The organism is Thermomonas sp., assembly GCF_020850895.1.
Classification (GTDB): Bacteria; Pseudomonadota; Gammaproteobacteria; order Xanthomonadales; family Xanthomonadaceae; genus Thermomonas.
On the sequence record NZ_JADZDS010000075.1, the window covers coordinates 1 to 11,616 of the forward strand.

An 11,616-nucleotide genomic window follows, 5' to 3' on the forward strand; every position below is an offset into this window, starting at 1 on the left:
CACGGCCACGGCGATTCGTTCCTGGTGAAAGCCGGCAGCGGCGCGTTGACCTTCGGCGTGCCCACGTCGCCGGGCGTGCCCAAGGGCTTGGCGGATTTGACCCTGACCCTGCCCTACAACGATTTCGTTGCCGCCACGGCGCTGTTCGACGCGTGCGGTGACACCCTGGCCGCGCTGATCATCGAACCGGTGGTCGGTAACGCCAACTGCCTGCCGCCGCGCCCGGGCTTCCTTCAGCACCTGCGCGAGCTGTGCACGCAGCACGGGGTTGTGCTGATTTTCGATGAAGTCATGACCGGCTTCCGGGTTGCGCTCGGTGGCGCACAGGCGCGCTATGGCGTGACGCCTGATCTTTCGACCTTCGGCAAGGTGATCGGCGGCGGCATGCCAGTGGGTGCGTATGGCGGTCGCCGCGAGCTGATGGCGCAGATCGCACCCAGCGGGCCGATCTACCAGGCCGGCACGCTCAGCGGCAACCCGGTGGCGATGGCGGCGGGACTGGCGATGCTCGACCTGATCCAGGCACCCGGCTTCCACGATGCGCTGGAGGCGAAGACCCACGCACTGTGCGATGGCCTCGACGCTGCCGCACGCGACGCCGGCGTCGCGTTCACCACCCAGCGCGTGGGCGGCATGTTCGGCCTGTTCTTCAGCAACGAGAAGGTGGACACCTTTGCGCAGGCGATGGCCTGCGATGCCGCGGCGTTCAATCGGTTCTTCCATGCCATGCTGGAGCGCGGCGTGTATCTGGCGCCCAGTGCGTTCGAGGCCGGATTCATGTCGAGTGCGCACGACGACACCGTGATCGCGCAGACCATCGCAGCGGCGCGCGAGGCCTTCGTGGTTGCGAAGGGCTGAAGTCGGCTTGACCCTTGCGGGGATGCCGGAATTGACGTCACACCGATTGACTTGACCCGCGCTTCACCTGCGGGCTGCGCGTCGGGCGCGCAGTCCAGCCCGCGGTCGCTACGAAGGTCACTGTTCGAGATACAAATCCGGCAACAGCCGCGCCGACGGATCGACCGCATAGCCCGACAGATCGCTGACGCCGGCGTCGCGCAGCACGTCGTCGTCGATCAGGAAGTTGCCGGCAAAGCCCTTGGCTTCGCGGGTGAGGATCGCGTGCGCGGCATCGCCCATGATCTCGGGCTTGCGGCCATTGGCGGCGGACACGCCGGGAATCATGTTCAGTGCTTCGGTGGCGATCAGGGTGCGCGGCCACAGGGCATTGACGGCCACGCCCTTCGGCCCGAATTCGGCGGCCAAGCCCAGGGTCACGAAACTCATGCCCATCTTCGCCAGGGTGTAGGCGGTGAACGGCCCCCACCACTTCGGATCCAGCGAAGGCGGCGGGCACAGCGTGAGGATGTGCGGGTTGGTCGATTTCAGCAGGTGCGGCAGGCAGGCCTGCGCGCACAGGAAGCTGCCGCGGCTGTTGACCTGCTGCATCAGGTCGAAGCGCTTCATCGGCGTGTCCAGGGTGCCGCGCAGCCAGATCGCACTGGCATTGTTGATCAGGATGTCGATGCCGCCAAAGGCCTCGACGGTGGCAGCCACCGCCGCCTGCACCTGCTCTTCCTCGCGGATATCGCACTTGATCGCCAGCGCCTTGCCACCGGCGGCCTCGACCGCTGCCGCCGCACTGTGGATCGTCCCCGGCAGCTTGGGATTGGCCACGTCGGACTTTGCAGCGATCACGACATTGGCGCCGTCGCGGCCGGCGCGTTCGGCGATGGCCAGGCCAATCCCACGCGAGGCGCCGGTGATGAACAGGGTCTTTCCAGCAAGCGAAGTCATGCGTACGCGCCCGTATTGATTCAGTGAAAGTGTACCGCGCCCAACGTATCCTTACCGCCAATGCACGGCGCCTGGTTCGACAACACGCTTGCCTGGATCGGCGCCCACCCGGTGGCGGCGGGCCTGCTGGTGTTCCTGATCGCCTTCTGCGATGCGGTGATCGTGCTCGGTGCGATCGTGCCGGCGCTGCCCTTGATGCTGGCGATCGGGGTCCTGATCGGGATGGGCAAACTCTCCGGCCCCTACGCCGTGGCCTGCGCCGCGTTGGGCGCGTTTTGCGGCGACGGCCTGAGCTATTGGGTCGGCCGTCGCTGGGGCGAGGGCTTGCGCGGTGTGTGGCCGTTCCGCCGCTATCCGCGCCTGCTGGAACGTGGCGAGACCCTGTTCCGTCGCAATGCGAACAAGAGCCTGCTGATTGCCCGCTACGTCGGTGCGGTGCGGCCCTTCGTGCCTGCCATCGCCGGCATGGCACGGATGCCATTGCCGCGCTATGTGCGCATCAGTGCCTTCGCTTGCCTGTCGTGGGCGATCCTGTTCCTGCTCCCCGGCTGGGCGCTGGGTGAGGCCTACGATGCGATCGCCGTGGTCGCCGACAAGCTGGTGCTGGCACTTGCCGGGCTGGTGGTTGCGCTTGCGGCCGCATGGGCGATTGTCCTCTACACATGGCGCTGGTTTGCCGTCAACGCCGATGGCCTGCTGGCGCGTGCGCTGCGCTGGAGCCAGACCCACCCGCGGCTCGGCAAGGTGGTGCGCAGCGTGATCGATCCGAGTCGGCGCGAATCGGCTTCGCTGCTGTTGCTGGCCTGCTGCCTGTTCGGCTTCGCCTGGGCTTGGGCCTGGCTCAGCGGCAGCTTGCTGGCCAGCGGTGGCCCGCTGCGAATCGACCATGATGTCTACGCGTTCATGTTCTCGCTGCGCAATCCGCTGGCCGACCGGACGATGGCGACGCTGGCGGCGCTCGGGAGTGCCCCGGTGCTCGGCAGCGGGTTTGTCACGGCGATGGTCTGGCTGCTGTGGCGCCGGCGCTGGAAAGCCGCCCTGCATTGGGGCGTGGCGGTTGCGGTCGGCCTGGGACTGACCGAAGCACTGGCCGCGGTCGTCCACATGCCGCGCCCGCCCACGGCGGCAGCGGGCTTCGAATTCCCGTCGATCGCGGTGACCATGACAACGGTGGTGTTCGGGTTTTTCGCAGTGCTGATCGCGCGTGAATTGCCGGGACGCCAGCGCGTCTGGCCCTATTTGCTTACCGGCGTGGCCACCGCCCTGGTCGGCTTCGCCCGCTTGTACCTCGGCGCTCACTGGCTCAGCGACATCCTCGGCGGCATGCTGCTCGGCGCGATCTGGGTCCTGCTGATCGGGATCGCCTACCGCCGCCACAGCGAACGCTCATTCTGGATGCCGCCGCTGGGCTGGACCTTCTACGGCAGTGTCCTGCTGGCATCGTTCTGGTTTACGCCACGGATTGCCCCCGCGACATTGGCGCAGTTCGAGCCACCACCGCCGACGCACACGATGTCCCTGTCGCACTGGCGATCGTCCGGGCTGGGTAGCGGCCATGCGCGATTCGACCTGGAGATCGCCGGCCCGATGGATACGTTGCAGCAGCGCCTGCTCGATGACGGCTGGCAGATCCAACCCGCAGCCGATTGGATGGCCGTGCTTGGCCTGCTCGACGATGACCTGGCACCCAGTGAACGATTGGTACTGCCACTGGCACTGGATGCCCATCCGGAACGGCTGCTGTTGCGCCGCGTGGACCCACGCACGCACGCACGCATCGAAGTCCTGCGCATCTGGCCTGCGCCGACGCTGCTGGACGATGGGACGCCGTTGTGGGTGGCGCGTTACGGCACCATGCAATTGCGCAAACGATTGCAGATCTTGACCCTGTGGCAGCCACGGCCACCGGCGCACAGCTTGCCGGACGATCTGCGTTCGCTCGCCGATGGCGTCAGCTTGCAGGTGCGCATGCATCCACGCTGACGCGGTGATCGGGCGGGGCCTGCGCGTGGATCGCGCTCCGTCGGTGCGCGCCTACGCTCGCGCTTGCAAGGCAGCGAAGCATCGTCGCGGCGCGCCGTCGAACCCGCCATTGGACATGAACACCACATGGTCGCCAGCGCGCACGATGCCATGCAGCACGGCCAACAACGCATCGACATCGGCCACTGCGCACCCATTGCCCGTGAGTGCGGCGATCACCTTGCCAGCATCCCACGGGAGCTCAGGACGCGCCAGGAACACCACCTCGTCGGCCAAATCCAACGACGGCGCCAATGCCTCGGCGTGCGCACCCAGCCGCATCGAATTGCTGCGCGGCTCCATCGCGACCACGATCCGCGCCTCACCCACCTTGGCACGCAAGCCGGCGAGGGTGGTCGCAATCGCCGTGGGGTGGTGGGCGAAGTCGTCGTAGACGGTGATGCCAGCGCACTCGCCAATCACCTCGAGACGGCGCTTGACGCTGTGGAAGCGGACCAGCGCGGGCAGGATCGCGACGACATCGACGCCCACCGCCGCGCACGCAGCCAAGGCCGCCAAGCCATTCAACACATTGTGATCACCGAGCAGCGACCATTCAACGACGCCGATCTCGGCACCGCTTCGCATCACGACGAAGCGGCTGCCATCGTCGGCCAATTTTCGCGCACTCCATTCGAACGCCGGATCAAAGCCGAAGCGCTCCACCGGCGTCCAGCAGCCCATGGCCAAGACCTCGGCCAGATGCGCATCGTGGCCGTTGACGATCAAGCGCCCGCGCTGCGGCACGGTGCGCACCAGATGGTGGAACTGGCGCTGGATCGCGGCCACATCAGGGAAAATATCGGCGTGGTCGTATTCCAGATTGTTGAGGATCGCCACCAGCGGCCGGTAATGCACGAACTTGCTGCGCTTGTCGAAAAACGCGGTGTCGTATTCGTCGGCTTCCACCACGAATAATGGTCGGCGCGGCAGCGCCGACGCCTCGCTTCCTTCTCCCCCCGGGAGAAGGTGGCGCGTAGCGCCGGATGAGGGTTGGTCGCACGACCCCAATCTTGCCGACACCCCGAAATCCTCGGCCACCCCACCGATCAGGAACCCCGGATCGCGCCCGGCGGCCTCCAGCAGGAACGACAGGATGGTGGTCGTGGTGGTCTTGCCGTGGGTGCCGGCGACCGCCAGCACGTCACGCCCCGGCAGCACCTGTTCACGCAGCCACTCCGCGCCGCTGGTGTAACGTCGACCGGCGTCGAGCACGGCTTCCACCGCCGGGTTGCCGCGCGACAGTGCATTGCCGATCACGATGTCGTCGCAATCCGCCGCGATGTGGCCGGGCAGATACCCCTGCTTCAGGGTGATGCCCAACTGTTCCAACTGGGTGGACATCGGTGGATAGATGTTCTGGTCGCTGCCTTCGACCACATGGCCCAGCTCGCGCGCCAGTGCGGCGACGCCGCCCATGAAGGTGCCGGCGATGCCGAGGATGTGGAGTTTCAAGATCTACGCTCCGATCAATGAAGATTCCGCAATACGCCGGCCATGCCGACCCGCTTGCTGCGCCCAGTGCCTGCTCAACCGACCTCGTGTCCTCGCTGGATCGCCTCGACGATCCGCGCGAACACTTCGTCCAGCGAGCCTTCGCCGTCGACCACGGTGAGCTGGCCTTGCTGGCGGTAGAAATCGACCACGGGCGCAGTCTTTTCTTCATACACGCTCAGGCGATGGCGCACGGCATCCGGCGTGTCATCGGTGCGGCCCTCGGCCTTGGCCCGGCCGGCAAGGCGCTCGATGATCCTTTCGAAATCGACGACCAGTTGCACGGCGGCATCGAACTTCTGCCCGAGGTCCTTCAGCAGGGCATCGAGGGCGGCGGCTTGGGCGAGGTTGCGCGGATAGCCGTCGAGGATGAAGCCCGAGCGGGTGTCATCGCGCGAAAAGCGATCCTTGAGCATGCCCAGCAGGATTTCGTCACTGACCAGATCCCCGCGCGCCATCACTTGCTTGGCTTTCAGCCCGAGCGGGCTGCCCGCGGCCACTTCGGCACGCAACAGGTCGCCGGTGGAAATGTGCGGCACCTGCAGATGCTCCTTCAAGCGTGCGGCCTGCGTCCCTTTCCCGGTTCCCGGCGCACCCAACAATACCAATCGCATCGATTCACTCCCGAATGACCCATGGTGCCCGCCTGAACCGGCGCCCGCCGGATGGCGGCTGTCGCCGTAGACTGCTGGCATCGCGCAACCTCCCCACTTTACCGCAGCCGAACCCCAGGCCAGAACGTCCCGGAGACCCAATCATGTCCCAAGGCACCCTGTTGTACGCCCAAAGCGGCGGCGTCACCGCCGTCATCAATGCCACCGCAGCCGCCGTGCTGCAGGCTGCGCGCAAGCGCAAGGTGCGCGTGCTGGGGGCGCACAACGGCATCCTTGGCGCGCTGCGGGAAGACCTGATCGACGCCAGCGCACTGACTCCAGCAGAAGTCGCGGCCTTGGCCCACACGCCGGGCGGCGTGTTCGGCAGCTGTCGACTCAAGCTCAAATCGCTGGAGCAGGATCGGGCGAAGTACGAGCGCCTGCTGGATGTGTTCCGCGCCCACGACGTGCGCTGGTTCCTCTACAACGGTGGCAACGATTCTGCCGACACCGCGCTCAAGGTCTCGCATTTGGCCGAGGAGTTCGGCTATCCGCTGACCTGCGTCGGCGTGCCCAAGACCATCGACAACGACCTGGCGCTCACCGACTGCTGCCCCGGCTTCGGCTCAGCCGCCAAGTACACGGCCGTGTCGGTGCGCGAATGCGCCCTCGATGTGGCCGCGATGGCGGAAACCTCGACCAAGGTGTTCATCTACGAAGTGATGGGACGCCACGCCGGATGGCTGGCTGCTGCTGCGGGATTGGCGGGCTCGGGCCGCAATGCGGCACCGCACCTGATCCTGTTCCCGGAACGGGCCTTCGATAGCGCCGACTTCCTGGCCCATGTCGCAACCACGGTCAAACGCGTCGGTCATTGCGTCGTGGTGGCCAGCGAAGGCATCCGCGACGCCAATGGGCGCTTTGTCGACGAGGAGGGGCTCTCGGACGCCTTCGGGCACGCCCAGTTGGGCGGCGCGGGTGCGGCGCTGGCGACGCGGGTCGAACAGGCGTTGGGACTGAAAGTGCACTGGGCACTGCCGGACTACCTGCAGCGCTCGGCGCGCCACCTCGCCAGTCAAACCGACCTCGAGCAGGCGAAGGCGGTCGGCCACGCCGCCGTGGACTGTGCGCTGGCCGGCCAGAACGCGGTGATGCCGATCATCGTGCGCGACAGCGATGCGCCCTACCGCTGGCACATCGACATCGCCCCACTCGAACGCATCGCCAATCGCGAGAAGAAGCTGCCAGCAGCATTCATCCGAGCCGATGGCTACGGCATCACCGCGGCCGCACGCCGCTACCTGACCCCGTTGATCGCCGGCGAAGCCTTCCCGCCCTACCGCGCCGACGGCCTGCCTGATTACCCCACCCCACGCCTCCGTTTCGTGCCCCGCCGGCTGCAGCGCCGGTATTCACCGGGCTGACATCAACCCACCGCGCAGGCGACCCCCGATCCGGGACACAGGCAGCAGTGGGGTCAACCCTGTAACATTCGCGGACCCACGCATATCCGGGATGGCCTGCACGCATTCGCTGGCGTCTTATTGTCGCGGGTGCGTTGGAGGCTGGATTCCCAACCGCGGCAACCCACACAAGGCGGCAACAGCCGCACTTTCGCTTGGATTTGGTTTTTCGAGGAGCCTCATGAACACTGCACTTTCGACCCTCATGCTTGCCCTGACCTTCGCCCTCGCCAGCAGCCCCGCCATGGCCGGCAAGAACGATCCGCGTGGCTCGGCCGCAGGCAGGAATTCCAACAACGCCAATCCGACCCTGGAGCACTGTGATCGCCCGCTGGGTACCGTCGGCGTGGTGGAAGAACAAAGCGGCGACTGGTATCGCTACCTCACTTCAGACCTGCGCTTGCCGTCCACCATCCCGGTGATCCGCATGCTGATCCAGCAGTCCAACTGCTTCGTGGTGGTCGAGCGCGGCAGGGCAATGCGGAACATGATGCAGGAGCGCCAACTGGCGGAAAGCGGCGAACTGCGCGAAGGCAGCAACTTCGGCCGCGGCCAGATGGTCGCTGCCGACTACACCATCAATCCCAGCATCACCTTCTCGCAAAGCGACGCCGGCGGCATCGGCGGCGTGATCGGCTCGTTCGGCGGCAAGTGGGGCGCGGTCGGCGCGCTGGTCGGCGGCCTGAAATTCAAGAAGGCCGAGACCATGCTGACCCTGATCGACAACCGCTCGGGCGTGCAACTGGGCATCGCCCAGGGCAATGCCACCAAGACCGACTTCGCGCTCGGCTTCGGCGGTGGCGGTGGTTCCGGCTTCGGTGGGCTCGGCGGCTACACCAGCACGCCGGAAGGCAAGGCGATTGCCGCGGCCTTCGTCAATGCCTACAACAACCTGGTCGTGTCCTTGCGGGACTACCAGGCACAGGAAGTCGATGGCGGCCTGGGCCGTGGCGGCAACCTGCCGGTCGGGCAGTAAGCCAGCCAAGGCGAATCTCGGAGGATCGCCCAAACGGGCGATCCTTCGTTCGTTCAATTGCACCACGCGCTGATCATGCCGGTCCTGCAGATCAAGGCCAAGCCCAATTCACGCGCGTCTGCCTTGATCGAACAGGACGACGGCACCTGGCTCGCCCAACTCAAATCACCGCCGGTGGACGGCAAGGCGAACGAGGAACTGATCGCACTGGTCGCCCGCCATTTCGGCTGCGCCAAAGCCGCGGTCTCGATCAAGACCGGTGCCGGCAGCCGGCTCAAGCGGGTGACGATTCCGGATTGATGCGCCATTGATTGAATCGGCGTTGTCTACTGTTCGTGGATGGCCGGCGGGCAACCCACCCAGGCCAGTGCTGTCTTGCCGTCATCGGCGGCAATCCCGTCCCTGCATCGCCAACTGGGCGACATACCGCGGCAACGCTTGTGCCTGCGCTCGCCCTGTGGACGACAAGGCGTCATGGAGATAGATCCGCACCCGGCCCTGGGCGTCGTAGGCGGGCACCTGGGTCGTTCGGTTTTCCCGCCAGACCCGGATCACCGCCTGTTGCCCCGGGCAGCGTGCGCTGGGTACCCGGATCACGTCGTTGAGCAGCCAATCCCGGCCAGTGGATGGGTGGGTGCCCGCCGAATCCACCAGCCTTGCCCGCGGCTGGCAACGCACGCTCGACGGTTCCGCCGACAACGCGAACGGTTTGCCGGGATCGCTGGTGAAACGCCCCTCCAGCCGGATACAGGCCTCAGGGATGATCCGCAGGGTCGTCAAGGCGCCGTCCTCCAGCGCGGGGTAAGGCGCACGCTGGATTTCCGGAATTGGATCGGTGGCAGCCTCCGCCGTTCCCATGAGGCACCAGGCCACGACGGACAGGCAGGCCAAACGCCGCGGAAAGTCGCCTTGCATTGCTAGCCTCCAACGCCATACCAAAGCACGGAAAAACTGCCATAAACACGCTGAATCCCGGGCCATGGTCGGTTTTCCTCGGCAAACCCGTTCCTACAGCCCCGCATCTGCGCCATAATTGCAGGGTTGCCCCGGATGCGGGCACGCCATCCATCGCAATTTTCACGCCTCTCCGGGGAGAGTTCCATGCTGGAGCAATACGGTTTAGTGCTGGCGCTGGTCTGCGCCGGTGTCGCAATCCTGTACGGCCTGTGGTCGGCCGCCTGGATCAACAGGCAGCCCGCCGGCAACGAGCGGATGCAGGAGATCGCCGGCGCCATCCAGGAAGGCGCGCGCGCCTACCTCAACCGCCAGTACACCACGATTGCAGTGGCCGGCGTGGTGCTGCTGGTGCTGATCGGCTGGCAGCTTGGCTGGCATACCGCGATCGGTTTTGCGATCGGCGCGATCCTTTCCGGCGCCGCCGGCTATATCGGCATGAACGTCTCGGTGCGTGCCAATGTGCGTACCGCCGAGGCCGCCCGCAGCGGCATGGGCCCGGCGATGAACGTGGCCTTCAAGGGTGGCGCGATCACCGGCATGCTGGTGGTCGGACTGGGCCTGCTCGGCGTGGCCGGTTACTGGTATGTGCTGACCAATGTGATGGGCGTGGAGCAGGAAAAGGCCCTGCACGCGCTGGTCGGGCTGGCCTTCGGTTCCAGCCTGATCTCGATCTTCGCCCGCCTCGGTGGCGGCATCTTCACCAAGGGTGCCGACGTCGGCGCCGACCTCGTGGGCAAGGTTGAAGCAGGTATCCCCGAGGACGACCCTCGCAATCCAGCGGTGATCGCCGACAACGTGGGCGACAACGTCGGCGACTGCGCCGGCATGGCCGCCGACCTGTTCGAAACCTACGCCGTCACCGTGATCGCCACCATGCTGCTGGGCGGGCTGATGGCCGCCACCGTCGGCACCCACGCAGTGCTGTACCCGCTGGTGCTGGGCGGTGCCTCGATCATTGCGTCCATCATCGGTGCGGCCTTCGTCAAGGTGTCCGGCAGCAACCCCAACATCATGGGCGCGCTGTATCGCGGCGTGATCGTCTCGGCGGTGTTGGCCGCGATCGCCTTCTACCCGATCACCACCCAGCTGATGGCCGATTCGTCCTTCGGCGCGATGAACCTGTACGGCTGCGCCCTGATCGGGCTGGTGCTGACCGGCGTGATCGTGTGGATCACCGAGTACTACACCGGCACCCAGTACGCGCCGGTCAAGCACGTCGCGCAGGCCTCCACCACCGGCCACGGCACCAACATCATCGCCGGCCTCGGCGTGTCGATGAAATCCACCGCGCTGCCGGTGCTCGCGGTGTGCGCGTCGATCCTCGGCGCCTACGAGCTGGGCGGCCTGTACGGCATTGCCATTGCCGCCACCTCGATGCTGTCGATGGCGGGGATGATCGTGGCCCTGGACGCCTACGGCCCGATCACCGACAACGCCGGCGGCATCGCGGAAATGAGCGAGCTGCCGGCCGACGTGCGCAACGTGACGGATCCGCTGGATGCCGTGGGCAACACCACCAAGGCCGTCACCAAGGGCTATGCCATCGGCTCGGCCGCACTGGCGGCGCTCGTCCTGTTCGCGGACTACACGCATAACCTGCAAACCGCGCATCCGGATGTCAGCTTCACCTTCGACCTGTCCAACCACATGGTCATCATCGGCCTGCTGATCGGCGGCCTGATCCCGTACCTGTTCGGTGCGATGGCGATGGAAGCCGTGGGCCGTGCCGCGGGCAGCGTGGTGGAAGAAGTGCGCCGCCAGTTCCGCGAGATCAAGGGGATCATGGATGGCACCGGCAAGCCGCAGTACGACAAGGCCGTGGACATGCTGACCAAGTCGGCGATCAAGGAAATGATCGTGCCGTCCCTGCTGCCGGTCGCCGTGCCCGTGATCGTCGGCTTGGCCCTCGGCCCGCAGGCGCTGGGTGGCTTGCTGATCGGTACGATTGTCACCGGCATCTTCGTGGCCATTTCGATGACCACCGGCGGCGGCGCCTGGGACAACGCCAAGAAGTACATCGAGGACGGCAATTTCGGTGGCAAGGGCTCCGAGGCGCACAAGGCCGCTGTGACCGGCGATACCGTGGGTGACCCCTACAAGGACACCGCCGGCCCCGCGGTCAATCCACTGATCAAGATCATCAACATCGTGGCCCTGCTGATCGTGCCGCTGTTGCCGGTGAACGCAACCAGCACCGATACGGCGCAGGCACCGGTGGCGGTCGAAGCCCCGGTGGCGCAGTCCGCACAGCCGGCTGCACCGACCGAGCAGGCAGCGACTGAGTCCGCCGCACCGATGGAAGCCGCGGCTGCTC

Annotated in this window: 9 protein-coding genes and 1 pseudogene; 6 read left to right on the top strand and 4 right to left on the bottom strand. The window is 66.3% G+C overall.

Features of this window, described 5'->3' with window-relative positions; genetic code table 11:
• A partial coding sequence (locus tag IT472_RS06985; protein WP_297180308.1) for a glutamate-1-semialdehyde 2,1-aminomutase occupies positions 1–858 on the top strand: 858 nt, incomplete at its 5' end.
• Between the two features lie 117 nt (positions 859–975).
• On the opposite strand, the gene IT472_RS06990 is transcribed toward IT472_RS06985, so the two are convergent.
• Positions 976–1,797, bottom strand: a complete 822-nt coding sequence (locus IT472_RS06990; protein WP_297180310.1) for an NAD(P)-dependent oxidoreductase — start codon at positions 1,795–1,797, stop codon at positions 976–978.
• Between the two features lie 60 nt (positions 1,798–1,857).
• Here IT472_RS06990 and IT472_RS06995 point away from each other — a divergent pair, with 60 nt between their 5' ends.
• Positions 1,858–3,780, top strand: a complete 1,923-nt coding sequence (locus tag IT472_RS06995) for a bifunctional DedA family/phosphatase PAP2 family protein (RefSeq protein ID WP_297180311.1) — start codon at positions 1,858–1,860, stop codon at positions 3,778–3,780.
• A 51-nt stretch (positions 3,781–3,831) separates the two neighbouring features.
• On the opposite strand, the gene mpl is transcribed toward IT472_RS06995, so the two are convergent.
• On the bottom strand, positions 3,832–5,277 hold the full coding sequence (gene mpl / locus IT472_RS07000) for a UDP-N-acetylmuramate:L-alanyl-gamma-D-glutamyl-meso-diaminopimelate ligase (protein WP_297180323.1): 1,446 nt from the start codon (positions 5,275–5,277) through the stop codon (positions 3,832–3,834).
• 71 nt (positions 5,278–5,348) lie between these two features.
• Positions 5,349–5,927 carry an adenylate kinase gene (locus IT472_RS07005; RefSeq protein WP_297180313.1) on the bottom strand — a complete coding sequence of 193 codons (579 nt, stop codon included), beginning with the start codon at positions 5,925–5,927 and terminating at the stop codon, positions 5,349–5,351.
• 143 nt (positions 5,928–6,070) lie between these two features.
• On the opposite strand from IT472_RS07005, the gene IT472_RS07010 reads away from it, so the two are divergent.
• The 3 genes from IT472_RS07010 to IT472_RS07020 all read left to right on the top strand — a co-directional run bounded on the left by IT472_RS07010 (position 6,071) and on the right by IT472_RS07020 (position 8,645).
• A complete protein-coding gene (locus tag IT472_RS07010) occupies positions 6,071–7,330 on the top strand; it encodes a 6-phosphofructokinase (protein ID WP_297180315.1) in 1,260 nt (419 codons plus the stop codon).
• A gap of 220 nt (positions 7,331–7,550) precedes the next feature.
• A complete protein-coding gene (locus IT472_RS07015) occupies positions 7,551–8,345 on the top strand; it encodes a CsgG/HfaB family protein (protein ID WP_297180317.1) in 795 nt (264 codons plus the stop codon).
• Between the two features lie 75 nt (positions 8,346–8,420).
• The gene (locus IT472_RS07020) at positions 8,421–8,645 is read left to right on the top strand and encodes a DUF167 domain-containing protein (protein WP_297180319.1); all 225 of its coding nucleotides are present in this window, start codon (positions 8,421–8,423) and stop codon (positions 8,643–8,645) included.
• An 81-nt stretch (positions 8,646–8,726) separates the two neighbouring features.
• Here the strand turns inward: IT472_RS07020 and IT472_RS07025 are convergent, their stop codons facing one another.
• Positions 8,727–9,260 (bottom strand): hypothetical protein, encoded by a 534-nt coding sequence (locus IT472_RS07025; RefSeq protein ID WP_297180321.1) that lies wholly within the window; start codon positions 9,258–9,260, stop codon positions 8,727–8,729.
• Between the two features lie 186 nt (positions 9,261–9,446).
• Here IT472_RS07025 and IT472_RS07030 point away from each other — a divergent pair.
• A pseudogene (locus tag IT472_RS07030) lies at positions 9,447–11,477 on the top strand (sodium-translocating pyrophosphatase); the annotation flags it as partial.
• Positions 11,478–11,616 lie beyond the last annotated feature (139 nt).